Below are 26,990 nucleotides of genomic sequence, written 5' to 3' on the forward strand. Positions count from 1 at the left end.
CTTCTCTTAACGGAACATTCACTGGAACAGGAGTTAGCAATGGAATATTTGATCCAGCAATAGCTGGTGCAGGTATGTTCACAATTACTTATAATGTTAATGGTGATAATAATCCTTGTATCGATGGTAATGCTTCAGGAACATTCACAATTAATGTGACTGACCTTGATGCTCCAACAGCAGATGCAAACCAATCTTTCTGTCTTATCGATAGTCCAACGGCTGGAGATATTATAGTTGCTGGAGATAATGTTGTTATCTATAGCGATGCCAACTTAACTACTACTGTTGATGCTACTACTGGATTAGTAAGCGGGATGAATTACTACGCAGTATCTACTAATGATACAGGAATTTGTGCTTCTGAAGCTACAGTTATTGCAGTTACTATCACAGATCCTTCAGCTCCAGCACTTACAATGGATGGTGGTGAATTCTGCAGAAGTGATAATCCTACGGTTCAAGATTTAGTAAATAACTTTACTGGTTCTGGAATTTTAATATATACTTCATCTACAGGCGGTTCAGCTATTTCAGCTACAACTGCTCTTCAAAATGGAGTTACTTATTATGGTGCTTCTGTAAATGGAACTACAGGTTGTGAAAGTTCAGAGAGACTTGCGGTTGTTGCGAAAGTTGAATTCTGTGGAATCCCAGAAGGATTCTCTCCAAATGGTGATGGTATCAACGACAGATTTGTGATACCAGATATCGCTGAAACCTTCCCTAATTACTCTATTGAAATTTTCAATAGATGGGGTAATGCTGTATTCAAAGGAAACGCGAGTACTCCAGATTGGGATGGTATTTCAAATCAGTCAGGGACATTAGGAAATGACGTTTTACCAGTAGGTGTATACTTCTATATCCTGAATTACAACGACGGACAAACAACTCCGGTACAAGGAAAATTATACTTAAGTATATAACTAAAGGATAAACATTAGAAAGAAATGAAAAATCATATAACAAAATTCTTAATTTTCACAGGCATTATCCTTATCTCATTTGAAGGAATGTCTCAGCAAGACCCCCTATACACTCAATACATGTATAACATGAGTGTATTAAACCCTGCTTACGCTACCGATGATCCGGGAATGTTAAAAATGGGTGGTATATATAGATCTCAATGGGTAGGAATTGACGGTGCTCCAAGCACCGCCAATTTCTTTGCCCACACTCCAGTGAGTGAGCGAGTAGAACTTGGTATCTCTATAGTGCACGATGAAATTGGTGACTGGGTAAAGGAAAATAACATTACTGCAGATTTTGCATACGTGTTACCTTTAAACGAAACCAATAAATTGTCCTTAGGTATTAAAGGTGGTTTAACCACTTTTGATGCCAACGTATCAGGATTAATCCTGAACCAATTAGATGATCCAGCTTTTCGCGAGAACATTAACGAAGTGTTTCCCGTAGTTGGAGTGGGAGCTTACTTTTTTGGAGAGAAATACTATGTTGGTCTTTCTGCACCAAACCTTCTTACTTCTAAGCATTTAGAAAACGAACAAGGTTTAATAACTCTTGGAGAAGAAAACATTCACTATTTTGTAACTGGTGGATATGTTTTCGATATCAATGAAGACTTCAAACTAAAGCCGGCATTTATGGCTAGAGGTGTACAAGGTGCTCCTTTATCTGTAGATATTACCGCAAACGTATTAATGTTTAATAGATTAGAAGCTGGGTTAGGGTACAGATTCGGTGATGCTATCACTGGTCTTGTGAACTTCGCTGTTACTCCTCAAATTAAAGTTGGGTATGCATACGACAGAACAACTTCAAACCTTGGAGACTACAACGACGGAACCCACGAATTCCTTGTGCTATTCGATCTAGACCTATTCGGATTGTCTAAAGGATATGATAAATCACCTAGATTCTTCTAAAACCAGAAACAACATGAAAAAATTATACAGTTTTATATTAATAGCGGTTATTAGTTTCTCAGGGTTTTCCCAAAGTTCTGAGATCAAAAAGGCCGATAGATTTTTTGCCCAGCGAGCATTTATGGATGCTACTGATGCATATGAGAATGTAAATAACAAAGATCAAGAAGTTCTTCAAAATCTTGCAGACTCGTACTTTTATACCAACCAAATGCAAAATGCATCTGAGGTATACAAGAACTTGTTCCTTAAGTTTGGTGAAGCAGTTGCTCCTAAATACAAATTCAGATTTGCTCATGCTTCTATGGCAGTAGGTAACTATAAGGAGGCAGATAAGTATTTTTCGGAATTCTACGGAAGTCAATATGACTTTGAGAAATTCAGAAAAGAACTAGACACTACAGTATCTCATGTATTTACTTCTAACCAAGTGATGAACAATGCTGCTTCTGCAGATTTTGGAATCACTTTTTATGGAGATGATAAAGTAACTTTTGCTTCTACAAGAAATGCAGAACGTCCTTTGTATCCTTGGAACAAAAAACCAACACTAGATTTGTACACTGCTAAAACAGATGATGAAGGTCAATTAAGCGAGATTGTACTTTTCCCTGGAGACATCAATACAGACTCTCACGAAAGCTCTGCTACTTTTAGCAAAGACGGAATGACAATGTATTTTGACAGAACCAACGATAAGAGAGTAAAAGTAGAAGACGATAAAATTGCTCATATTAGCCTTTACCGTGCAAAAATGGTAGATGGAAAATGGTCAAATATTGAAGTGCTGCCTTTCTCTAGCGATTCTTATTCTGTAGAGCACCCAAGCTTAAGTGCAGATGGCAAGAAGTTATATTTTGCAAGTGATATGCCTGGAACTAATGGATCTTTCGATATCTACATGGTAGATGTTAACGAAGATGGATCTTTTGGAACTCCACAAAATTTAGGAGCTGGAGTGAACACTGCTCATAGAGAACAGTTTCCTTTTATTAGTGAAGAAGGTGTACTTTATTTCTCTTCAGACGGACATCAAGGTTTTGGTAACTTAGATATCTACAAGTCTGAAGATGATTTTTCTGAGACTAAGAACTTAGGGGCTACCATCAACAGTGGATTCGATGATTTTGCATACGTTGTAAAAGAAGGAGAAGACACAGGATGGTTTGCATCTAACAGAAGAGGTACAGATAATCTTTACAATTTCTTAAGAGAGGATTATACGCCTCCAGTTGTTGAAATTGACGAAAGAGAAACCAATACTGAAACTGGAAGACAACAATTAAAAGATGTTGGAAACATTTACTTCGACTTTGATAGAGCTACCATCAAGAAAGAATCTGAAGTTACTTTAGATAAAGTTGTTAGCATAATGACGAAATACCCAACATTAAATATTGAAGTAGGGTCTCATGCAGATGCTAGAGGAACAGATAGCTATAACATGGCTCTTTCTGAAAGACGTGCTGCTTCTACTTTAGAATACTTAGTAAGTCATGGTATTGAAAGAGATCGTTTAACCTCTAAAGGTTACGGTGAATCTATGCCATTAAATGATTGTACTAAACCAACCGGATGTACTAATGCGCAATATGCTAAGAACAGACGTAGTGAGTTCACGATCATGAACTAAAAGTTGTAACTAACTAACCAAGAAAAAGCCCCAAGAAATTGGGGCTTTTTTATTTTATTAAATTTGATTAAAACTTTTCAGATTTTTTATTAGAACAATATTTACAATAGTTCAGCTCATACTTTTTGTTTTTGAACCTGCGATCGAAATATTATTGTTTAAATAAGTTGTCGATAAAATATTGTTGAAATTTATAGGGTTTTTCAGTTAGTTGATATCAAGTCTCAACTCTTGTTCCTTGCAGCGAAACGGTCATAAGTCTTTAACTGGACATTCCTGATTTTAAATATTTTAGTAGGTTTTATTTATTAGGTGGATACCCTTTTAATGCCTTTTGCACCATTACTCTTAGTTGATTTTCTCGCTCCACCGGAGAGCCATTCCTATCAAATGGAGATTCTAAAATCGCCTGCCAGATTAAAGAATCGGTTTTCACATTTATAAGATCGAAGGTTACTCTTAAATAGGTATTAGAACCTCCTAATGGAATTCCCCCAGAAACACCTACTCCAACATTTCTGCCAGTACCTCCTACTCCGATCCCAATATTATTTCTGCTGGGTTCTTCATAAGAAGTTGAATAAAAATTCAAATAGACATCTGGAGATTCTGAAGAAGAAAATCCGATTTTATTCATCTCTGAATCTAGCACAGTCAACATTCGCTGTTCGTCTAACTGACTTAGATTGGATTTTAGATCTGGATAGATTTGATAGGTAGTAATGTAATTAAATTCCATGTTCTGATCATAGTCATAGGTTGCTCTGGGAGCATTACAAGAAGTGACTATAAGTACTAAAAGAAGATATTTAAAATTTTTCATGGGATGTTTTTTACTTAAAGTTAAGCAAAAATCATCCCATGAGAAGTTTCGATAAAAAATTTAAGAAGCTTCGGTATTCAGCATTTCCCAAAGTTTATCCTTGAGTTCCATTAAACCTTGCTGTGCTACCGATGAAATAAATAGATAAGGTGCCTTGAGGTCTTTATCTAAAATCACTTTCAATTCGGCTTTCAATTCTTCATCTAACATATCACTTTTAGAAATGGCAATTAGACGATCCTTATCCAGCATTTCAGGATTATATCTTCTAAGCTCATCCAAAAGGATCTCATATTGTTTGACAATATCTGGCGCATCTGCAGGAACTAAAAATAACAAGGTAGAGTTACGTTCTATATGTCGTAAAAATCTATGTCCAATTCCTTTACCTTCCGCAGCACCTTCAATAATTCCAGGAATATCAGCAACCACAAAAGTTTTAAACTCTCTATAATCTACAATTCCCAGATTTGGCTTTAGAGTAGTAAATTCGTAATCGGCGATTTTTGGTTTCGCAGCAGTAATTACAGATAATAAAGTAGATTTTCCTGCATTTGGAAAACCAACCAATCCTACATCTGCCAAAATTTTCAATTCCAAAGTAACATCTACTTCCTGTCCATCTATTCCAGGCTGTGCATATCTTGGAGTTTGATTAGTGGAAGATTTAAAGTTCCAGTTACCTAAACCTCCTTTACCACCCTGCGCTACAATACGCTCTTCCTCATCATCGGTGATCTCGAATAAGATCTCTTCTGTCTCTGTATCTCTAACAACAGTCCCCAATGGAACTTCTATATATTGATCTGCTCCATCTGCACCAGAACTTCGCTGCTTAGATCCGTGAGATCCATGCTCTGCCCGTGCATGCCTTTTAAATTTAAGATGAAAAAGTGTCCAAAGGTTCTTATTACCTTTTAGTATAATATGTCCTCCACGACCACCATCACCACCGTCTGGTCCACCTTTTGTAATATATTTTTCCCGACGTAAATGTGCAGATCCTTGCCCTCCTTTTCCGGAAGCAACATGGATCTTTACGTAATCTACAAAATTCCCTTCTGTCATTATCTTCTATTTTTTTTGCGATCTTACAATCGGTTGTAGTAATTCTTAACTGTGATTTTATTTATAAAGAATCAATTACTTTACTAATTCTTTCTGTGATTTCTGAAATAGATCCTACTCCATCTACTCCAAAATATTTATCTTCTTTAAGATAAAATTGTTTTAGAATAGCAGTTTCTTCATAATAGATATGAATTCTATTTCTTATAATAGTTTCATCTGCATCATCCTTTCGCCCAGAAGTTTTTCCTCTTTCTAATAAGCGTTCCACTAGAACCTCATCATCTACCTCTAAAGCGATCATTGCCGAGACTTCCGTATTCTTCTCCTTCATTAACTCTGCAAGAGCTTCTGCTTGGGCAACAGTTCTTGGAAAACCATCAAAAATAAATCCGTTAGCATCCGTATTTTTATCCACTTCTGCACCCAACATTTTAATGGTAACATCATCTGGAACTAACTGCCCTTTATCCATAAAGGATTTAGCGTGAAGTCCAAGCTCTGTTTCATTTTTAATATTATATCTAAACACATCTCCAGTTGAGATATGTATTAAATTATACTTTTCCTTTAAAAAGTTTGCTTGGGTTCCTTTCCCTGCACCCGGAGGTCCAAATAAAACCAAATTTGTCATGTTCTCTTTTTTAAGTTTATAGACTTGAGTTAGATTTCGGCCAAGACCATCATAATCTAATCCGTATCCCACAATAAAATCGTTGGGGATTTCTAATCCTATATAATTTATTTTGAAATTTTTCTGATATGCTTCTGGCTTAAAGAACAAAGATGCAATGCGAACATCTGCAACGTTTTCCTTTTCCATGATCTTATAAATGGCCGCCAAAGTGATCCCTGTATCGACGATATCTTCAATTATTATAACATGTCTGTTTTCTAACGAGAGATTTAATCCAACCAAGGTTTCTACATTTCCTGTAGTTTCTGTACCCTTATAGGACTCTAGCTTCACAAATGCAACCTCACAATCTCCTTCAAAACGCTTAATGATTTCTGAAGCAACCATAAAAGCTCCATTTAAAACAGCCAAAAAAACTGGCATTTTTCCCTCAAAATCTTGGTTGATTTTTAGAGCCATTGCATCTATTGCAGTGGTAATTTTTCCTTCAGAAATAAAAGGCTCGAACTTAAGATCGTGTAACTGGATCACTATTATAAAATTTAAAGCAGCAAAGATAGGGATTCTTATCATCCTAACCCCTTAATAAATAAATGCATTTGTGTTACAATCTTTGGACTATTCCATCTTAAAAAATTATTTTTGCCTAAACATTGCAATCACTATGATCAATTATTTTTCTTCAGATTTTAAGTTGGGTATTTTAGGTGGTGGACAACTCGGGAAAATGCTTCTATATGAAACCAGAAAACTTGATATCCAAACCATTGTGATGGATCCAAGCGAAGAGGCGCCTTGCAAAATTTCAGCCAATATTTTTATCCAAGGAGACTTAATGGATTATGATGCTGTTCTTGATTTTGGCAGAAAAGCAGACCTAGTAACTTTCGAGATAGAGTCGGTTAATATTGAAGCTTTAAAGCAACTAGAAAAGGAAGGTGTTAAAGTGTTTCCTTCTTCCGGTACTTTAGCGAAAATAAGCGACAAGGTTGTTCAAAAACAATTTTATATAGATAATGATATTGCAACTGCTGCTTTTTCGGCCTTTAATTCCAGGCTAGAATTACTAAAAGCTTTTGATGAAAACCGAGTTTCATTGCCATTTGTTTGGAAAAGTGCTACCGGCGGTTATGATGGAAAAGGTGTAATGATTGTAAAGTCCCAAGAGGATCTCGATCAAATCCCTGAAGGAAAATGTTTGGCTGAAAAATTAATTCCGTTTAAAAACGAGTTGGCGGTTATTGTAGCTCGTAATCCTTCAGGCGAAGTAATCTCCTACCCTGTTGTAGAAATGGAATTTCACCCAGTTGCTAATCAGGTAGAATATGTAATATGCCCTGCAAGAATAGAAGAATCAATTTCAGTAAAAGCCAGACAGCTAGCAGAAAAGGTGTCTGATGCATTTGAACATGTTGGTTTATTAGCTGTTGAAATGTTCTTAACTCAAGATGATGAATTAGTTGTAAATGAAGTTGCACCTAGACCACATAATAGCGGTCATTATAGTATTGAAGCTAGTTACACAAACCAGTTCGAGCAACATTTAAGAGCAATATTGGATCTGCCATTAGGAAATACAGAAAGCAAAGTTGCAGGAATAATGGTAAATTTATCTGGGGAAGAAAATTATACGGGCCCTCCAATTTATAAAAATATGGAGCAAATTCTCAAAATATCGGGAGTAACTCCGCATATTTATGGTAAAAAAGAAACTCGGCCTTTTAGAAAAATGGGTCATGTTACCATTGTAAACAAAGACATTGAGAAAGCTAGAACTATTGCCGAAGAGGTTAAAAAGACCTTAAAAGTAATTAGCAAAAACTAAATATCATAGATTGACACTATTAAAACATAACTAATGAGTAAAGTAGCAGTAATTATGGGAAGCACTAGTGACATGCCTGTAATGCAAGAAGCCATAGACATTTTAAAAGGTTTCGATATAGAGGTGGAAGTAGATATAGTCTCTGCACATCGAACCCCAGAGAAATTATTTGAATTCAGCAAATCTGCACACACTCGCGGGATAAAAGTAATTATAGCAGGTGCAGGTGGTGCAGCGCATTTACCAGGAATGGTCGCTTCATTATCACCGCTTCCGGTTATTGGTGTACCGGTAAAATCGAGTAACTCCATAGATGGATGGGATTCAGTTTTATCTATACTACAAATGCCAGCAGGGGTTCCTGTAGCAACAGTGGCACTAAATGGTGCAAAAAATGCAGGAATCCTTGCCGCCCAAATTTTAGGCAGCTCCGACAAATGCATGCTAGATAAAATATTGATCTATAAAGAAGGTTTAAAACAAAAAGTGATAGAAGGAGCAAAAACTATTAAATAGCAAAAAAGCCACAATAAATGTGGCTTTTTCTGTAGTGCTTTTTCGTTAAAATTATCATTTATTAACCATTCTAAATATATTATTCTAAACTACAAAGACTACTTACTATATAAATTAAAAACATAAATTTCAAGCTTGTAAGTTACATGTTTTTTTTAATAATGCAAATACCTTACAAAATAATCATAATAGTACAATCGCTTACTATTTTAATAAAGAATTTACATAATGAATACTTATAATCCACTTCTTCAAGATTTCGATTTTGCACCATTTTCTAAATTAAAGACCGAACATTTCAAACCGGCTATATTAGAGGCTATAGAATTAGCTAAAAGTGAAATAAAAGAAATTTCAGATTCCACTTCTACTCCTACTTTTAAGAATACAGTTGAGACATTGGAGTTTTCAGGTAAGAAATTGGATAGGATTACAAGTATCTTTTTTAATCTGAATTCGGCCGAAACCAATGATGAGATTCAAAAGATCGCTCAGGAAGTCTCACCTCTTCTTACAGAATTCAAAAATGATATTATTCTAGATGAAAAACTTTTTGGAAGAGTAAAAGCAGTTTTTAACAAAAAGGAAAGCTTAGGTTTAAATGGTGAGCAAATGATGTTGCTTGATAAAAAATATAAGGCTTTTTCCAGAAACGGAGCAAATCTGAATTTGGAAGACAAAACTAAATTGAGAGAAATTGATAAGAAGCTATCTTCTCTCAGCCTTAAATTTGGAGAAAATGTACTAGCCGAAGCCAATAAGTTCGAACTTCATATAACCAATGAAGCTGATCTTGATGGCCTCCCAGATCATGTTAAAGAATCCGCGAGCGAAGTTTCAAACTCGAAAAATAAGGACGGCTGGATCTTCACTTTGGAATATCCTAGCTACATCCCTTTTATGAAATATGCAAAAAATAGAGAGCTTCGGAAAACAATGGCTCTTGCGTTTGGTGCAAAAGGCTTTCACAATGATGAGTTGGATAACCAGGATAATGTGCTTCAAATCGTTAAACTTAGATTTGAACGCGCAAAATTATTAGGATATAAATCTCATGCAGACTTCGTTTTAGAAGAACGAATGGCAAAAAACCCAGAAACTGTGAATACGTTTTTACAGGAGCTATTGGAAAAAGCTAGACCAGCCGCGAAAAAAGAATTCACCAAACTTGAAAGTTTTGCTAAAGATCTGGAAGGAATAGATCAGCTTCAAAAATGGGATGCTGCGTATTTTCAGGAAAAATTGAAACAGAAATTATTCGATCTGGATGACGAAATATTAAAGCCATATTTTCAGCTTAATAATGTGATTGACGGAGTGTTTACGGTTGCTAAAAAACTCTACAACTTAACTTTTACTGAAGTAAAAAACATAGACGTCTATCACGAAGATGTAAAGACATACCAAGTTACCGATAGTGAAGGAAAAGAGGTTGCGTTATTCTATGCCGACTTCCATCCAAGAGCAGGAAAAAGGGATGGTGCCTGGATGACTGTTTATAAATCTCAAGAAATAATAGATGACAAAAATAGCAGACCTCATATTTCTATAGTTTGCAATTTCACCAAGCCAACTAAAAAAACACCTTCCTTATTAACCTTTAATGAGGTGACTACCCTTTTCCACGAATTTGGGCATGCATTACATGGAATGTTAGCTAACACCACATATCCTAGTCTTTCTGGAACAAGCGTTTACTGGGATTTTGTAGAACTACCTAGCCAGGTGCTTGAGAATTGGTGTTACGAACCGGAAGCGCTTCAACTTTTTGCCAAACATTATGAAACTGGAGAAATTATTCCGCAGGAATTAATAGATAAAATCAAGAAAGCCTCCAATTTCCATGAAGGAATGGCAACTTTACGTCAAATAAGCTTTGGAATGTTAGACATGAGCTACCATGCAGTGGATCCTTCAGAAATCACTAGTATAAAGGAACATGAAGATGGAGCATTTGCTCCGACAAAGCTTTATCCAGATGTGAAAGAAAACTGTATGAGCACTTCATTCTCTCATATTTTTCAAGGAGGATATTCATCTGGATATTATTCCTACAAATGGGCAGAAGTACTAGATGCCGATGCCTTTGAGTATTTTAAAGAAAAAGGGATATTTGATCCAGAAGTAGCCAAAAAGTTTCAAGAAACTGTACTTTCATTAGGAGGAACAGAAGAACCAATGACCTTGTACAAACGTTTTAGAGGAAAAGAACCGCAACCAGACGCTTTGCTTAAAAGGGCTGGATTATTAGAAAAGCAATAAAAATCTATATTAACCTAGATATATCTTATCTTTCAATTAATAGTTTGGTGTCAAACTTTTCTTAATTTTGAAGAAATTATGCTATTTTCCTATGTCCGAAAACAAAATAGATCCAAATAAATGGGTAGATAAATACTCCGATTATCTCTTCAATTTCACGATTGTTAGAGTGAATGATCGGGAGGTAGCTCATGATCTTATTTCTGAAACTTTTTTGGCAGGCTTAAAATCTATGAAAAATTTTAAAGGCGAGGCTACCGAACGTACTTGGTTGATCTCTATTTTAAAAAGAAAGATTATAGATCATTATAGGAAAAACAATTCTAAGAAAGGAAAGGCCGAGATCAAAATTCAATATAACGATGATTCTAATGAAGGAGATTGGTTAGAAGAAAATGCCCCTGACAGATTTGATAAGACGGCTGAGGATTTAATAGAGAACGAAGAATTAGGAACTGCCATCTTAGAATGTATGGAGCAATTAACCGAAAAACAGGCTAAGATTTTTAAAATGAAAACTATAGATGGTTTTGATACTGAAGCTATTTGTAATGAGTTTAACATTACCCCGTCTAATCTCTGGGTTATAATACATAGAGCACGAACAACCTTAGCTCAATGTTTAGAAAAAAACTGGTTTTAATATGAATTACAAAAAAACACTTTTAATAGATTGCTCCGAAGCTGCTTATTGCTGTGATAAAAAGCAATACAATGAAGCTTCTGGTCCCGAAAAATTAAAAATGCTATTGCATCTTGTCTTTTGCAAGAGATGTAGAAAATACTCTTCAAATAATAATCGTCTTACAGAATTGATAGAACAATCTGATATTAAAACCTGTACAGAAGATGAGAAAAAAGTATGGCAAGAGGGAATTAAAAAAGAGCTTACGGATATATAAGATGCATTCCTAAAAGCAACAAACACCACAAAATGGGCACTCCCTCCACCCAAAGTGAAGAATAATATTTAGTTTGTCTTATTCTGGAATTAATTATTAGATTACTCAGAAGGGCACTAATTAGGATTAACGAAATCACGCTTCTTATATCGGACTCTACTTTTATAAACTCCAGAAGAAGAATAGTTAATAAAGTTAGAACTCCAATAATTTTAGAATTACGAACCCCAAAAATCTGCGCCACTGTTCTCAAATTAGCCATATCGAACTTAAGATCTCTAATTTCAAAAGGAAGAGTTAATGCAAAAACGAAGAGAAATCTTTGAGTAAATTCAAGAAGCACATCCCATTGCAGCAGTTCAATTTTCCCAATTAAGGGCAACAAAACTGTCACGCCACTCCAAACAAATGCTATTACATAAATCTTTACCCCGGCTAAGGCTCTTAAATTTCTTCCGCCTCCAAAAAATGGAAGAATATAAAGCAAGGTAAATAATCCCATTACAGCAGAAAAAACAATAACATCCCACGATAATTGAAACAATATATATAGTAAGGCTAGGAAGATAAAGAATGAGAAAACTTGGATGAGCCTAAGGTTTTTAGTCAAACTTAAATGATGCAATCCGGCAATTCCTACATACTTTACAATATTGTAACCCGTAATGGCACCAAAGAATATGAATAAACACAAGTTAAAATCTAATGAGATCTCAAAATTAAGCATCGTTATAATAACTAGACTCACTACCGCCAAAGCCACATGAATACTACTACTAATATAAAAATTGAGTATAGATTTCAAGTTCATTTATCGCCTGCTTTTCGCATCAAAAATAGGTTATAAAATCTTAACAAGTCTAAGTAGCTAAATTGTAAAAATTTACGTTTAAAATATGTAATTTTGCAGCACAAAACACAACTAAATTTTGATGAGAACAGATTCTTTTGCACTTAGACATATCGGTCCCAAGGAAAGTGAGCTTTCAGAAATGCTTTCCACCGTTGGCGCCTCCTCTTTAGACCAGCTTATCTACGAAACAATTCCAGATGATATTCGTTTAAAATCTCCTTTAAAGCTGGATAAAGCTTTGAGCGAAAACGAATATGCGGAACATATTGGAGAACTGGCTGCAAAAAATAAAGTATTCAAATCTTATATTGGTTTAGGATATCACCAAGCCATTATGCCAGCAGTGATACAGCGTAACGTTTTGGAAAATCCAGGATGGTATACTGCCTATACTCCTTATCAAGCAGAAATTGCTCAAGGAAGATTAGAAGCCTTATTGAATTTCCAGACTATGATCGCAGATCTAACAGGAATGGAATTGGCAAATGCCTCTCTTTTAGATGAATCTACTGCTGCTGCAGAAGCAATGGCATTGTTATTTGCTGTAAGAGAAAAAGATCAGAAAAAAGATAAGGTTATAAAATTCTTCGTTTCAGAAGAAGTATTGCCACAATCTATCTCCTTACTAAAAACCAGAGCTATTCCTTTAGGGATCGAATTGGTTATTGGAGATCATTCAAAATTCGATTTTTCTTCAAAATTTTTCGGAGCATTATTACAGTACCCAGGAAAATCTGGACAAGTATTTGACTATTCTAGCTATGTTGCCAAATGCAAAGATGCAGGGATTAAAGTAGTGGTTGCTGCAGATATTTTAAGTTTAATTAAATTAGAATCTCCAGGTCATTTTGGAGTAGATGTAGTTGTTGGAACCACACAGCGTTTTGGAATCCCATTAGGTTATGGTGGACCTCATGCTGCATATTTTGCCACAAGAGAAGAATATAAAAGAAGTATCCCTGGAAGAATAATTGGTGTAACCAAAGATCTTAATGGTAATCGTGCCTTAAGAATGGCATTACAAACCAGAGAGCAACATATTAAACGTGATAAAGCGACTTCTAATATTTGTACTGCACAAGTATTACTTGCTGTGATGGCAGGAATGTATGCTGTGTATCATGGTCCAAAAGGATTGGAATATATAGCAAATACTGTTCATGCTTCAGCATATACGCTACACAAGCAATTAGAAAATTTAGGTTTTAAACAACTTAACGATGCTTACTTTGACACAATTCAAATTAAAGCAGATGCTAAAGCTATTAAAGTTTTAGCTGAAAATAATAAGATCAATTTCTATTATCCAGATTCAGAAACAGTGGTAATCGCATTAAACGAAACAACCACCATTAAAGATCTCAATAGAATAATTTCCGTTTTTGCTGAAATTGCCAATAAAGCATTCGATAAGATCGAAGAGTTAGTTGATGGGACTTCTATCACTTCAGAAGTAAATAGAAAAACAGAATTTTTAACGAATGAAGTTTTTAATTCTTACCATTCTGAAACCGAATTGATGCGTTACATCAAGAAATTGGAGCGAAAAGATCTTTCTCTTAACCACTCCATGATCGCATTGGGTTCTTGCACAATGAAGTTGAATGCAGCTTCAGAAATGCTTCCTTTAAGCAATCCGCAGTGGGGAAATATTCATCCTTTCGCACCTATAGATCAGGCTGAAGGATATCAAATAGTTTTAAAAAGATTAGAAGACCAATTAACTGAAATTACAGGTTTTGCAGGTACTTCCTTACAACCAAATTCTGGAGCTCAAGGAGAATATGCAGGATTAATGGTTATTCGTGCTTATCATGAATCTCGTGGAGATTCAAAACGAAATATTTGCTTGATCCCTTCTTCTGCACATGGTACCAATCCTGCTTCTGCAGTGATGGCGGGCATGAAAGTAGTTGTAACCAAGTCTACTAAAGAAGGAAATATAGATCTAGAGGATCTTAAAGAGAAAGCATTAAAACATAAAGATAATTTAGCTGCTTTAATGGTAACCTATCCATCTACTCACGGAGTTTTTGAGTCGGCTATTAAGGAGATCACCCAATTGATCCATGATAACGGAGGTCAAGTTTATATGGATGGTGCAAATATGAATGCACAGGTTGGATTAACCAATCCTGGTGCAATTGGAGCAGATGTATGCCATTTGAACCTTCATAAAACATTTGCAATTCCACATGGTGGTGGTGGCCCAGGAGTGGGACCAATATGCGTTGCAAAACAATTACTTCCTTTTTTACCGGGTAATCCTGTGATAAAAACTGGTGGAGAACAAGCGATTACCGCTATTTCTTCAGCTCCTTGGGGATCTGCATTAGCATGTCTTATCTCCTATGGTTATATCAAAATGCTTGGAGGAAAAGGACTTCAGAAAGCTACAGAGTATGCCATTTTAAATGCTAACTATATCAAGGCACGTTTAAAAGATCATTATCAAACTTTATATTCTGGAGAAAGAGGCCGCGCGGCTCACGAGATGATCGTGGATTGTAGACCTTTCAAAAACAATGGAATTGAAGTAGTAGATATTGCTAAAAGATTAATTGATTATGGTTTCCATGCACCAACGGTTTCTTTTCCTGTTGCAGGAACCTTAATGATTGAACCTACAGAAAGTGAAAGCAAAGCAGAATTAGATAGATTTTGCGATGCGTTGATCTCTATTCGTAAAGAAATTAGCGATTCTTCTACAGAAGATGAAGTAAATATCCTAAAGAACGCACCACATACAATGGCAATGCTTACCGCAGATACTTGGGATTTCCCATATTCTAGAGAACAAGCAGCATTCCCATTGGAGTATGTTGCAGATAATAAATTTTGGCCTACAGTTCGCAGAGTAGATGATGCATATGGAGATAGAAATCTTATATGTACCTGTGCTCCTATTGAAGAATATATGGAAGCATAAATATTTTTGAGCCCAAAGTTTAAATTTAAACTTTGGGCTATTTTTATTTTAATGCGTTATAATTATCGATTTAATAATTAAAGGCGCAAAATTTACTAAAACCATAAAATGCAGCAAATTATGTAATTCCTTAAGGTTTTCTTAAATTGCTTTTAGTATTTTAGTTGATATAATTAAAAAACACTCGGTTTCAATGAGCATAAAGATGACAGGTTTAGGAAGTTTTATTCCGAACTTAAAGAGAAAGAATTCAGACTTTTTGAAACATGAATTTTTCAATCTAGATGGATCAGGTTTTCCTCATACTAATGAGGTAACTATTGAAAAATTTAAAGCGATTACCGGAATTGAAGAAAGAAGGTATCTTGAAGATGACCTAAGCACTTCAGATATGGCAACTGTAGCGGCTCAAAAAGCTATAGAAAATGCCGGTATAGATCCCGAAACATTAGACTATTTGATCGTCGCTCATAACTATGGGGATGTTAGATTTGGAAGTGTCCAGAGCGATACTGTACCTAGTCTTGCCACCAGAGTAAAACATAATCTCAGAATAAAAAATCCAAAATGCGTTGGTTACGATGTGCTTTTTGGTTGCCCAGGCTGGATAGAAGGCGTAATTCAAGCTCAAGCTTTCATTAAAAGTGGGATGGCCAAGAAGTGCTTGGTTATTGGAGCTGAAGCACTTTCTAGAGTTGTAGATAATAACGACAGAGATTCTATGATTTTTTCTGATGGTTCTGGAGCTGCTATCTTTGAAGCTTCAGAAGAACCAGGTGGAATCCTTGCTCATAGTTCTGCTACCTATGCATATCAAGATGCGCATCATATCTACTTCGGAAAATCTAATAGAAATGAAGAAGAAGTTGACACGAGATATATTAAAATGAATGGTAGAAAGATCTACGAATTTGCTTTAACACACGTACCTGAAGCCATGAAAGCTTGTTTGGAAGAAAGCGGAAAATCTATTGAAGATGTAAAAAAAGTGTTTTTACATCAGGCTAATGAAAAAATGGATGAAGCTATTATAGCCCGTTTTTACAAGCAATATAAAATGAAAGCTCCAGAGAATGTGATGCCAATGAGTATTCATGAGCTTGGAAATAGTAGCGTAGCAACCGTTCCCACTCTTTTAGACTTGGTAATTACAGGAAACATTCCAAATCAAGAGCTAAAGAAAGGAGACGTTATCATCCTTGCAAGCGTTGGAGCAGGAATGAATATTAATGCACTTGTCTACCAATACTAGAATGTACGAAAATACATTTCCGAATAAACGATTTAAAAAAACATTAGAATTTCTTGAAAATGCTGTCCCAGCTCCTGCAAAGGTTTTAGATCTGGGTGTAGAAAATCCATTTTCTGCTATCATGAAATCTCAAAAGTATGAGGTTACTAATACTACTGGAGAAGATCTAGATCTTCATCCACAAGTCGATCATGAAAATGAATATGATTTAGTAACTGCTTTTGAAATATTTGAACATTTATTATCTCCGTTCAATTTATTGAAAGATCTTAAAACAAATAAACTTGTCGCCACAGTACCTTTAAAACTTTGGTTTGCCGATGCCTACAGAAGCAAGACCGATATGCGAGATCGCCATTATCATGAATTTGAAGATTGGCAATTCGACTGGCTCTTGGAAAAAGCTGGATGGAATATCAAGAAAAGAACTAAATGGACGAATCCTGTACAAAAAATTGGAATTAGACCACTACTTAGAACCATTACTCCGAGATATTACGCTGTATATGCAGAGCGATAAATTTTATTTTCTGAAAATTTATCCTCACCTTCAATTCTACTAAATTGATTCTGCTATATTTTGAAGATCTACATTGTAATACCTGCGCATAATGAAGCTGAATATATCGGTTCTACATTAGAGTCTTTAGTAAACCAGACCTACGCACCAGAAAAAATAGTGGTTGTAGATGATCAATCTAATGATGCCACGCCCAATATAGTTTCAGAATTTAGCCTTAAATATCCTTTTATCTCATTGGTTTCTATTACCTCAGCGGAAGCTCACCTTCCGGGAAGCAAAGTGGTCAAAGCATTTAATCAAGGACTTAAAACACTCGATGACGATTATGATATCTTATGTAAATTTGATGCTGACCTTATTTTCCCTAATAACTATCTGGAAACAGTAGTTGATCTTTTTAAAAATTCTTCAGAAGTTGGAATTGCAGGAGGATTTTGCAGTATTCAAAAAGATAAAAATTGGGTTTTAGAAAATCTAACCAATAAAGACCATATAAGAGGAGCACTTAAGGCTTATCGTAAAGCTTGTTTTAAGGATATTGGGGGATTAAAACCTGCCATGGGATGGGATACTGCAGATGAGCTCTTAGCTCAATTTCATGGATGGGAAATAAAGACAAATCAAAGTCTTTTGGTAAAACATCTTAAACCTACAGGAAGCATCTATAATAAAGAATCTAAGTATAAACAAGGTGAGGCTTTTTACAAACTTAGATATGGTTTGTTAATTACCTTAATCGCATCTGCGAAGCTAGCTTTTAGAAAAAAAGACTTCAGCCTATTTCAAGATTATATTAGTGGTTATTTTAAAGCTTCAAAACAAAGACTGCCATTTCTCTTATCTCAAGAACAAGGTCGTTTCGCAAGAAACCTTAGATGGAAAAAAATATTGGAAAAAATAATTTAATTCTTTTTCTCTAAAACCTCTTCTAAAGGATCTCCTGTTGACGAATTTGGAAATGAAATTCCCAATAGCACAGAGATCGTTGGAGCAATGTCTACTACTTCAGATCTTGCTGCCGTGCTCCCATGTTTTATTCCTTTTCCAAAGAAAATTAAAGGCGCGTGAGTGTCGTAAGAAAAGCCACTTCCGTGTGTAGAGCCGGTTGTGGCAGTATAAGAAATCACCGCAGGATCTAACACAAAAACTACATCTCCACTGCGTTTCTGATTGTATCCATTTTGAACCAAGGCTGCAGTTCCAGCAGTAAAACTTCCACTTTCTAACTGAGTTCTAGTAAACACCTTATTTACTTTAGGATATTGTAAAATGAAATGAGCAATGCTTTGTTCCAGGGATATTCTATCGATGTTTGTTTGAGCCAAAGTACTGTAATTAAAGAAAACCTGATAATTTGAAACAGATTCTATGATTCCTCCTTTGCTATACTTTTCACCTATAAACTTATTCAAATCCTCTTCAAATTTAACATCATCAAAATATCCTGAAGGAATCTTAACTGAAGTTAAATAAGTTGGCACATCTACCCCGCCGTGATCCGAAGTAAGAAATAAGGTATAGTTTCCTTTTCCAACATTTTTATCTAATTCTGAAAGCAGTCTTGCCAAATCGAGATCTAATCTTAGGTAAGTGTCTTCTATTTCTTTGGAATTTACTCCAAAATTATGGCCTACATAATCTGTACTGGAAAAACTTACCGTTAGAAAATCTGTATATTCATCTTTACCTAATTCCTCACCTTTAATGGCAGCGATTGCAAAATCTGTAGTTAAGGAATTCCCATAAGGCGTTGCTTTCAAAAGGTCGTAATTCCCGTTTTCTTTTCCAAGAGCTTGTAAATCGTATGGAAAAGTAGCCGTTTCCTTTCCATTAAATCCAGCTTCGAAAAGGTTCTCATCTATGCCGCTTTCCAAATACGTGTCTAAATCTTGGATCGCGTCCCAAGGCTTCATATAAGAAAGTGCCGTTCCAGAAATATTGAAATTCTTAACCCATTTTGGTAGATCCTCCATATAAAAAGTACTGCTTATCCATTTTCCCTCTTCTTGTCCATGAAACCAATAAGCAGCATTGGCTGTATGACCCGCTGGCAATATTGCTCCTCTATCTTTTAGGGCGATCCCAATTGTTTTCCCTCGCATTTGAGTAAACAATCTGTTTTCATCTGCAATAGTTGTAGCCAATAATCTATGAGGAGACATTTTCCCTGCGGAAGCAACTGTTCCTAGTGGCTGTACACTTTCATCTGTAACACAATAAATATATTTTTCCTCAAATTTACTATACCAGCTATTACTGATAATTCCATGATTTTGCGGAGTAGTTCCTGTAAAAACTGAAGCATGCCCTGGAGCAGTATATGTTGGTATGTAATTAAAATGATTATTTTTAAGGTTGAAACCCTCAGCAACTAATCTCTTAAATCCGTCGTCCCCATATTTATTCCAAAACCTAGTTAGATAGTCATACCTCATCTGGTCTACAACAACCCCAACCACCAATTTTGGTTTATCGGGATTAATTGAGTTTTCTAATTTTCCTTGAGCTAAAGAAGCAAAAGAGAGAACCGAAATTAAAAGAATCGTGATGGAATATTTCATAAATTAGATTAACTGATGGTAATTGTTTCAAAAATACTAAAGAATTAGTTTTTAAACTTTAATTCTACGTTAAATAGTTTCCTGCTAAATTTTAGTATTTTAGCTTTACAAAAATTCCTTGATGAGCTACGTCCATTCTATTGGTGAATACTTTTTAATGATTAAAGGCGTGTTTGGTAGAATGACCAAACGATCTGTACTTAAAGAATTGATTTTCAAAGAAATTGATGAGCTAATAATTGGTTCCTTGGGAATAGTTGCTTTTATCTCCTTTTTTATTGGTGGCGTTGTTGCTATACAAACGGCTTTAAACCTCAACAATCCTTTGATCCCAAAGACCTTGATAGCTTTTGCTGCAAGGCAATCTATAATTCTTGAATTTGCTCCTACCTTTATCTCTATTATCATGGCAGGTAAAGTAGGCTCTTTTATAACTTCCAGTATTGGATCTATGAGGGTAACAGAGCAAATTGATGCACTTGAAGTGATGGGTATAAATTCTTTGAACTATCTTATATTTCCAAAGATCATTGCAATGCTTACATATCCATTTGTAATTGCAATTTCAATGTTTTTAGGAATTATTGGAGCATACGCAGCGGCAGTATTTGGAGGTTTTGTAGGGAATGACCTATTTCTTACTGGGCTTCAGGATGGTTTTGAAGGTTTTCATATTGTTTACGCATTTATTAAAACATTCATTTTTGCAATGATCCTTGCAACGATACCTGCATATCATGGTTACTATATGAAAGGTGGAGCATTAGAAGTTGGACATGCAAGTACAACTGCTTTCGTATGGACTAGTGTTGTTCTTATTATTACAAATTATATAGTAACCCAATTATTACTTAGTTAATGATCGAAATAAAGAATCTTCATAAAGGTTTTGGTGGCGAAGAAATTCTAAAGGGAATAGACTACGTTTTTGAAACTGGCAAAACAAACCTCGTTATAGGGCAATCTGGTTCGGGTAAAAGTGTGCTTTTAAAATGTATGCTCGGCTTATTTAAACCCGAAGAAGGAACTATAGAATATGATGGAACAGCATACTCTTCTTTTACAGATGAAGAACAACGTGAGCTGCGGAAAGAAGTAGGAATGTTATTTCAGGGAGGTGCTTTATTTGATTCAATGACAGTGGAGGAGAACGTAATGTTTCCTTTACGAATGTTCACGAAACAGCGAAAGCGCGAATTAAAAACCAGAGTAGCTGAAGTTTTAAAACGTGTGAATCTAGATGGAAACGAAAATAAATATCCCGCTGAAATAAGTGGTGGTATGCAAAAGCGAGTAGCAATTGCGCGGGCTATTGTAAACAAACCAAAATATTTGTTTTGTGATGAACCCAACTCAGGGTTAGATCCAACAACAGCTACTATTATAGATAAACTTATTCAAGAACTTACCAGAGAAAATAATATAACTACAGTAATTATAACGCACGACATGAACTCTGTGCTAGAAATAGGGGAAAATATTGCGTTTTTAAAGGATGGTGTTCTAGCTTGGAAAGGCGATAAATCCCAGATCTTTAAAACAGAAGACAAAACAGTGACCGATTTCGTATACTCTTCAGATCTTTTCAAAAAAGTAAGGGATGCGCAATTAAAAGGATATTAATTTAATTATGAGATTTTACGGCAAGTGTCTATAATTTCTATCACAAAGTTAGCCATTGCTGAATTTTCTTTGCCTTAGTAATCCTATCTGCTTTCCTTATTTTACTACTCCATGTCACAATCAAGAACCTCGGGGCAAGCCCACGAGGTATGTCCCGATGGTTCGGGAGGAAAATACGTTTAAAAATTCGCGGCAAGCCCGCCTGAATGTTTCGGGCAGGCCTCGGGGAACCTGCCCAGCCGGTCAGGCGGGTTAAACCCTCAATGAGGGATTAAAAATCGCTTGAAAATGCTGTTCGCATAAGTCAAATTCTCTACTTCCGGATAGTTGATTTTTAACTCCTTACTTATTTCTTAAAAAGAAAAATCCTTGTTGACCGCTTTTAAAGTACACTCTCTATCTGTATCTGGCGAATATCTCCTAATTCAGAAGTAAAAAAATCAAATATTCTCATAGACCTTTAGTCTTGGACAAGTCCATGTCAAAAGTTTCAGTATTTGAAGGCATGCTACCTAGATTATCCTAAGTAGTCCTTTCTATCCTAGATTCTTATCAAATTTTTCCATCACCTTATTCCTGATCTCTTTAATACCTTGTTCCTTCTCTTTAGGAACAATTAGCAGCACATCTTTATCGTCTACAATTATATAGTCTTCCAGCCCATCTACGATCACCACTTTAGCGTTGTGCGTATAGATTATATTTCCGGATGCATCTTGAGGCATCAATTGAGCATTAACAACCGCATTATTACTTTCATCCTTTGCCAATTCTTCATGTAAAGACCCCCAGGTTCCCAGGTCGCTCCATTTAAAGGAGGCAGGAATTATATAAACCGAATCTGACTTTTCCATGATTGCATAGTCTATAGAAATATTTTTTGCCTCTGTATAGGTTTCCTTAACAAACTTTTCTTCTTTTGGAGTGTTTAGATGTTCTATTCCTTCATTAAATAGATCGAACATTTCTGGCAAATACGTTTTAAAAGAATCAGCAATAAAAGATGCTTTCCAAATAAAAATTCCGGCATTCCATACGTAATTACCTTCTTCTAAATACTTTTTAGCATTTCTTAATGTTGGCTTTTCAGTAAAAACCTCCACTTTCTGAAGATCTTTCCCCTCTTCTTTTTCGTATTTTATGTATCCGTAGCCGGTGTTTGGGAAAGTGGGTTTTATTCCCAATGTTACAAGAATATCTTCTTTACTAGCAGCTTTTAAAGCTAAATTTATATCTGCAGCAAAGGCATCTTCATCGTTAATAAAATGATCACTAGGAGCTACAATCATTACAGCATTTGGATTTTTTTTCTTGATCTTCATTGCCGCTAATAAGATACAAGGCGCAGTATTTAGCATTGCTGGCTCCAATATAATTTGCTCCTGAGTTATTTTTGGAAGCTGTTCCTTAATAATATCGTTGTATGCCTCATTACTCAAAATAAGGATATTCTCATAGGGAACTACACTGGTAAGTCTATTAAAAGTGCTTTGCAATAAGGTTTCACCTAGGCCTAACATATCGTGAAACTGCTTTGGATATTTAGCTGTACTTAAAGGCCAGAATCTGGAACCTACTCCACCAGCCATAATTACCGCATAATAATCTTGATTGTAACTTGTCATTATTTCTTTTCTTTAAAATCTAGCCTGCTATTAACTCAACTTCGGCATTAGGTTGAAATAAATAAATCCTCCCCGTATCCATCTCTACACACTCATAGCGTTTTCTTCTCTTAGCACCTTTTTTAAAAACCTTACCGTTATAAATTCTAAATACACCTCCAAGAGGAAGTTCAAAAACATAATTTTTATCATTTTCGGGGTCATAACTTTTAAGGGCTACAGATAATTGGGCGTCGGTATCACTGCTCGCTTTCGGGTTTTTGAAATGTTTTGCAATTAAAGGTAGTAATTGTACTGGAAATATTTCAGGTCTTATAAATGGCAACATCATTTGCTGAAAGGTGAATTTCCATTCCCTACCATGTGGTTTAATTGTTCTACCAAACCTATCGAAGGCTAGTAGATGAGCAATTTCATGAACTAAGGTTATTAAAAATCTGAACTTATTTAAATTGGCGTTGATGGTTATTTGATGAACTCCATTTTCTTTCCTTCTGTAATCTCCATGCCTAGTAACCCTTTCATTAACAATCTTTAGATGAATGTTATTTTGCTCAATAAGTTTGAATAATGGAGATACAGCATGACTCGGCAAATATTTTTCAAGAACATCACTCATTTCTTCCTCTTTAAGGGGTGCTATTAGAAACCTGTAAAAGTTTACCGTTATAATATTTTTGAGCAGTAAGACTGAAATCAACGATATACTTAGCCATCTCTTTTGCAGAAACCGGTGCTTTATAACCTGGAAATGCTTCTTCCAACATTTCAGTTTGTACAGCACCTAAAGCCAATACATTAAAAGACGGACCATTTTCTTTATATTCTTCTGCTAACATCTCTGTTAGAGTTATTAAGGCTCCTTTACTCGAGCTATATGCAGATAGACCAGGGAATTTCATACTGCCTTGTACTCCGCCCATACTGCTTATATTAACTACATGAGAATTAGAATTCATAACAGGAAGTAATTTTTGAATAAGTCCGGCCACTCCAAAAACATTAATATCATAAATGGCTTTAAATTCTGCCAAAGATCCTTCAGCAAAGGATTTATTTAAAATTGCTCCTGCATTATTTATTAAAACATCAACATTATTCCAAGTCACTGCAATATGAGCCGCTATTTTTTGAAGCTCCTCTTCCTTAGTAATATCGCAAGCAATTACCTGAACATTCTTCAAATTTAAAGCTTGAAGAGATTCTGATTTCCTGGACAATGCTATTATATGATGACCGGCTTCAGAAAAAAGCTTAACCATTTCAAACCCAATTCCTCTACTAGTTCCTGTTATTACAACATGCTTCATTTTTAATTTAATTTTATTTCTTTAGTTGATGTATTTGCCATGGTATATATTCCGGGAATAATAGATTCTATTAGATCTGCCATAAACGGAATATCCATCTTATCTGCTTCATCTTGAACTTGATGATAATAATTATAATTCGTAAAATCGAAAGTACTAATGGTTTGCGCCGGCACGTTGAATTCTTTGTAGAATGAATAGTTATCGCTACGTTTAAATAGATTGAATTCCTTTGCTTTCGGCAGAAACCCTAGAACCTTTTCATTAGAATATTCATTGAATTTAGCTGCCAGATTAGATTCTTCAAATCCTGTTAAATACGCCATATGATCTTTTCCAACCATAGGCACTCCAATCATTTCTATATTCAAGTTAACATAGAGGTCTAAATTTTCGTCTTTTAATCTTTTTGCTAAATGCTTGGAACCTAAAAGTCCTTTTTCTTCCGCAGAAAGAAAAACAAAGAGAATACTTCTTTTACTTATTGGTGCAGCTCCAAAGTATTTTGCCAATTCCAGTACTGCAACAGAACCCGCTGCGTTATCATTAGCACCATTTGCTATAGAATCCTTTCCAATTGGAGATAGTAACCCAATATGATCGTAATGGGCACTTATTATTAAGAACTCATTTTTTAAAACTGGATCTGTTCCTTCCTTAAACCCAACAATATTATATCCAATTGCATCTTTAACTTCAAAAGAATCTCTATAAGTTGTAAAATAAGGCTTAATGTTATTCTTTTGGAGGATATCCTGTATATAAACTGCTGCTTTGTTTATCCCTTCGGATCCCGTATTCCGACCTTGTAAATCATTAGATGCTAGAAATTCTATTTCAGATTTAACTGAAGCCTGATCAATTGATGCTTTTGGCGTTTCAATTTTAGCCGGAATAATAACTTTGGATTCTTCTGTAGATTTTTGTGTAAGATTACACGCGGAAAACAACAATAGTAGTCCTAAACCAGCTGTACTTAAATATGTTTTTATCATAGTTATAAAGATAAAAAAATCCCGCAATAGCGCGGGATTTTCAAATAGTATATTCTAAAAAGTCTTTGGATTATGCCAACATAGTTACTGGGTTCTCCAAATATACTTTTAAAGTTTGCAAGAAAGCAGCTCCAGTAGCGCCATCTACAGTTCTATGGTCACACGCCAAAGTAACTTTCATGGTATTCCCTACTACGATCTGTCCGTCTTTCACTACCGGCTTTTCTACAATTGCTCCTACCGAAAGGATTGCAGAATTCGGCTGATTTATGATACTGGTAAATTCAGTGATCCCGAACATTCCAAGATTAGAAACCGTAAAAGTGCTTCCTTCCATCTCTGATGGTTGCAGTTTTTTATTTCGCGATTTTCCTGCAAGGTCTTTTACATGTGCTCCAATTTGAGTCATAGATAATTGATCTGCATATTTTACAACAGGCACAACCAATCCATCTTCTACAGCTACGGCAACACCCATATGGATATGTTTCGCAATTTTTGTAGCATCTCCAGTCCACTGAGAATTCACTCTAGGATGTTTTCTCAATGCCATCGCAGAAGCTTTGATCACCATATCGTTAAATGATACCTTAACATCTGGAATTTCATTTATCTGTTTTCTGGAAGCGATTGCAGTTTCCATGTTCACTTCTATAGTTAAATAATAGTGAGGCGCAGTAAATTTAGATTCTCCTAAACGCTTTGCAATGGTCTTACGCATCTGAGAATTCTTGATATCCTCAAAAGATTCTTCGCCAGCGGGTGTGTATGTTTGAACTGTTTTTTCTGAAGAAGCCGCAGGACTTTCTGTTTTTGCCGCAGCAGGTTTAGCTGAAGGTTGGAAAGACTCAATATCTTTCTTTACAATTCGTCCATTTTCGCCAGAACCATTAACTTCTGCCAGATCTATTCCTTTGTCTTCGGCAATCTTCTTTGCTAAAGGTGAAGCGAATATTCTACTTCCATCTTTCGCCTCGGTAGTATTCACATTCGATTTTTCTTCTGAAGCATCATTAGCAGAATCCTCTTCCTTAGAAGCAGTTTCCTCTTTTTTACCAGAAGATTTCGACTTAGGTTCCCCGGAAGTAATTCCAGAAATATCTGTTCCTTCAGGACCAATAATAGCTAATAAAGTATCAACTTTTACGGTCTCACCTTCTTGAACTCCAATTTTCAATAAAGTTCCATTATAAAAAGATTCAAATTCCATAGTAGCTTTGTCGGTTTCGATTTCAGCTAAAATATCTCCTTCTTCTACTTTATCACCTTCTTTTTTAAGCCAGGAAGCTACCGTACCTTCTTCCATGGTATCACTTAGTCTAGGCATGTTGATCACCTCTACTCCTTCAGGAATTTCATTTGAAGATTCAGACTCTTCACTATTATCATCATCCTCTTTTTCCTTAACCTTCTTAGAATCTGCTTTTGGAGCATCTTTGGATTCATCCTTAGATTCCTTAGCTTTTTCCTTTTTATCGGAAGATTTATTATCCTTCAATAAACTGGAAATATCCTCTCCTTCTTCACCAATAATGGCAAGTAAATTATCTACGGGAGCGGCTTCTCCTTCTTCAATTCCAATATGCAATAATGTCCCTTCGTGAAAAGATTCAAATTCCATAGTAGCTTTATCTGTTTCGATTTCAGCCAAAATATCTCCTTCCTCAACCTTATCTCCAACTTTCTTCAACCATTTAGCAACAACACCTTCTTCCATGGTGTCACTTAAACGTGGCATATTTATTACTTCAGCCATAA

At 35.5% G+C, this 26,990-nt stretch carries 24 protein-coding genes; 14 read left to right on the forward strand and 10 right to left on the reverse strand.

Annotated elements, in window-relative coordinates:
- From ES724_RS14415 to ES724_RS14425, 3 genes are all read left to right on the forward strand, one after another.
- Positions 1-929 (forward strand): gliding motility-associated C-terminal domain-containing protein (locus ES724_RS14415; RefSeq protein ID WP_146934132.1); only part of this gene is annotated, 929 nt, incomplete at its 5' end.
- A gap of 24 nt (positions 930-953) precedes the next feature.
- On the forward strand, positions 954-1,895 hold the full coding sequence (locus ES724_RS14420) for a PorP/SprF family type IX secretion system membrane protein (protein WP_146934135.1): 942 nt from the start codon (positions 954-956) through the stop codon (positions 1,893-1,895).
- Between the two features lie 13 nt (positions 1,896-1,908).
- A complete protein-coding gene (locus ES724_RS14425; protein WP_246136885.1) occupies positions 1,909-3,528 on the forward strand; it encodes an OmpA family protein in 1,620 nt (539 codons plus the stop codon).
- Between the two features lie 301 nt (positions 3,529-3,829).
- Here the strand turns inward: ES724_RS14425 and ES724_RS14430 are convergent, their stop codons facing one another.
- The 3 genes from ES724_RS14430 to ES724_RS14440 form a co-directional block, all read right to left on the reverse strand.
- Positions 3,830-4,351, reverse strand: a complete 522-nt coding sequence (locus tag ES724_RS14430; protein WP_146934140.1) for a DUF4136 domain-containing protein — start codon at positions 4,349-4,351, stop codon at positions 3,830-3,832.
- Between the two features lie 60 nt (positions 4,352-4,411).
- Positions 4,412-5,419 (reverse strand): GTPase ObgE, encoded by a 1,008-nt coding sequence (obgE, locus tag ES724_RS14435; RefSeq protein ID WP_146934143.1) that lies wholly within the window; start codon positions 5,417-5,419, stop codon positions 4,412-4,414.
- Between the two features lie 61 nt (positions 5,420-5,480).
- On the reverse strand, positions 5,481-6,587 hold the full coding sequence (locus tag ES724_RS14440) for an adenylate kinase (protein ID WP_146934236.1): 1,107 nt from the start codon (positions 6,585-6,587) through the stop codon (positions 5,481-5,483).
- 133 nt (positions 6,588-6,720) lie between these two features.
- Here ES724_RS14440 and ES724_RS14445 point away from each other — a divergent pair, with 133 nt between their 5' ends.
- The 5 genes from ES724_RS14445 (at position 6,721) to ES724_RS14465 (ending at position 11,561) form a co-directional block, all read left to right on the forward strand.
- On the forward strand, positions 6,721-7,881 hold the full coding sequence (locus ES724_RS14445; protein WP_146934145.1) for a 5-(carboxyamino)imidazole ribonucleotide synthase: 1,161 nt from the start codon (positions 6,721-6,723) through the stop codon (positions 7,879-7,881).
- Between the two features lie 33 nt (positions 7,882-7,914).
- Positions 7,915-8,397 (forward strand): 5-(carboxyamino)imidazole ribonucleotide mutase, encoded by a 483-nt coding sequence (gene purE / locus ES724_RS14450; RefSeq protein WP_146934148.1) that lies wholly within the window; start codon positions 7,915-7,917, stop codon positions 8,395-8,397.
- A gap of 228 nt (positions 8,398-8,625) precedes the next feature.
- Complete coding sequence (locus ES724_RS14455) at positions 8,626-10,659, forward strand: M3 family metallopeptidase (protein WP_146934151.1); 2,034 nt, start codon at positions 8,626-8,628, stop codon at positions 10,657-10,659.
- 91 nt (positions 10,660-10,750) lie between these two features.
- Positions 10,751-11,302, forward strand: a complete 552-nt coding sequence (locus ES724_RS14460; RefSeq protein WP_146934154.1) for a sigma-70 family RNA polymerase sigma factor — start codon at positions 10,751-10,753, stop codon at positions 11,300-11,302.
- A 1-nt stretch (position 11,303) separates the two neighbouring features.
- Complete coding sequence (locus ES724_RS14465) at positions 11,304-11,561, forward strand: hypothetical protein (RefSeq protein ID WP_146934157.1); 258 nt, start codon at positions 11,304-11,306, stop codon at positions 11,559-11,561.
- Here the strand turns inward: ES724_RS14465 and ES724_RS14470 are convergent.
- Positions 11,548-12,372, reverse strand: coding sequence for a UbiA prenyltransferase family protein (locus ES724_RS14470; RefSeq protein WP_146934160.1), 825 nt, complete (start codon positions 12,370-12,372; stop codon positions 11,548-11,550). The two genes, ES724_RS14465 and ES724_RS14470, sit on opposite strands and share 14 nt — an antisense overlap.
- Before the next feature lie 121 nt (positions 12,373-12,493).
- Here ES724_RS14470 and gcvP point away from each other — a divergent pair, with 121 nt between their 5' ends.
- The 4 genes from gcvP (at position 12,494) to ES724_RS14490 (ending at position 18,024) form a co-directional block, all read left to right on the forward strand.
- Complete coding sequence (gene gcvP / locus ES724_RS14475; protein WP_146934163.1) at positions 12,494-15,343, forward strand: aminomethyl-transferring glycine dehydrogenase; 2,850 nt, start codon at positions 12,494-12,496, stop codon at positions 15,341-15,343.
- Between the two features lie 193 nt (positions 15,344-15,536).
- The gene (locus ES724_RS14480; RefSeq protein WP_146934165.1) at positions 15,537-16,595 is read left to right on the forward strand and encodes a 3-oxoacyl-ACP synthase III family protein; all 1,059 of its coding nucleotides are present in this window, start codon (positions 15,537-15,539) and stop codon (positions 16,593-16,595) included.
- A gap of 1 nt (position 16,596) precedes the next feature.
- Positions 16,597-17,115 (forward strand): methyltransferase domain-containing protein, encoded by a 519-nt coding sequence (locus ES724_RS14485; RefSeq protein ID WP_146934168.1) that lies wholly within the window; start codon positions 16,597-16,599, stop codon positions 17,113-17,115.
- Between the two features lie 60 nt (positions 17,116-17,175).
- Positions 17,176-18,024, forward strand: coding sequence for a glycosyltransferase (locus tag ES724_RS14490; RefSeq protein ID WP_146934171.1), 849 nt, complete (start codon positions 17,176-17,178; stop codon positions 18,022-18,024).
- On the opposite strand, the gene pafA is transcribed toward ES724_RS14490, so the two are convergent.
- On the reverse strand, positions 18,021-19,679 hold the full coding sequence (gene pafA / locus ES724_RS14495; protein ID WP_146934174.1) for an alkaline phosphatase PafA: 1,659 nt from the start codon (positions 19,677-19,679) through the stop codon (positions 18,021-18,023). The genes ES724_RS14490 and pafA overlap by 4 nt on opposite strands.
- 121 nt (positions 19,680-19,800) lie before the next feature.
- Between pafA and ES724_RS14500 the strand changes: the two genes are divergently transcribed.
- Both ES724_RS14500 and ES724_RS14505 read left to right on the forward strand, forming a co-directional pair.
- A complete protein-coding gene (locus ES724_RS14500; protein ID WP_026839674.1) occupies positions 19,801-20,538 on the forward strand; it encodes an MlaE family ABC transporter permease in 738 nt (245 codons plus the stop codon).
- The gene (locus ES724_RS14505; protein WP_146934177.1) at positions 20,538-21,302 is read left to right on the forward strand and encodes an ABC transporter ATP-binding protein; all 765 of its coding nucleotides are present in this window, start codon (positions 20,538-20,540) and stop codon (positions 21,300-21,302) included. The genes ES724_RS14500 and ES724_RS14505 overlap by 1 nt, the downstream gene beginning before the upstream one ends.
- A 536-nt stretch (positions 21,303-21,838) precedes the next feature.
- On the opposite strand, the gene ES724_RS14510 is transcribed toward ES724_RS14505, so the two are convergent.
- From ES724_RS14510 to ES724_RS14530, 5 genes are all read right to left on the reverse strand, one after another.
- Positions 21,839-22,927 carry a mannose-1-phosphate guanylyltransferase gene (locus ES724_RS14510; RefSeq protein WP_146934180.1) on the reverse strand — a complete coding sequence of 363 codons (1,089 nt, stop codon included), beginning with the start codon at positions 22,925-22,927 and terminating at the stop codon, positions 21,839-21,841.
- 19 nt (positions 22,928-22,946) lie between these two features.
- Positions 22,947-23,546, reverse strand: a complete 600-nt coding sequence (locus tag ES724_RS14515) for a SprT-like domain-containing protein (protein ID WP_146934183.1) — start codon at positions 23,544-23,546, stop codon at positions 22,947-22,949.
- Between the two features lie 10 nt (positions 23,547-23,556).
- Positions 23,557-24,237 carry an SDR family NAD(P)-dependent oxidoreductase gene (locus ES724_RS14520; RefSeq protein WP_146934186.1) on the reverse strand — a complete coding sequence of 227 codons (681 nt, stop codon included), beginning with the start codon at positions 24,235-24,237 and terminating at the stop codon, positions 23,557-23,559.
- Positions 24,238-24,239: 2 nt separating this feature from the next.
- A complete protein-coding gene (locus ES724_RS14525; protein WP_170249908.1) occupies positions 24,240-25,232 on the reverse strand; it encodes a M20/M25/M40 family metallo-hydrolase in 993 nt (330 codons plus the stop codon).
- A 70-nt stretch (positions 25,233-25,302) separates the two neighbouring features.
- Positions 25,303-26,988 carry a pyruvate dehydrogenase complex dihydrolipoamide acetyltransferase gene (locus tag ES724_RS14530; RefSeq protein ID WP_026839681.1) on the reverse strand — a complete coding sequence of 562 codons (1,686 nt, stop codon included), beginning with the start codon at positions 26,986-26,988 and terminating at the stop codon, positions 25,303-25,305.
- Positions 26,989-26,990 lie beyond the last annotated feature (2 nt).

It is taken from the genome of Gillisia hiemivivida (assembly GCF_007997295.1).
Classification (GTDB): domain Bacteria; phylum Bacteroidota; class Bacteroidia; order Flavobacteriales; family Flavobacteriaceae; genus Gillisia; species Gillisia hiemivivida.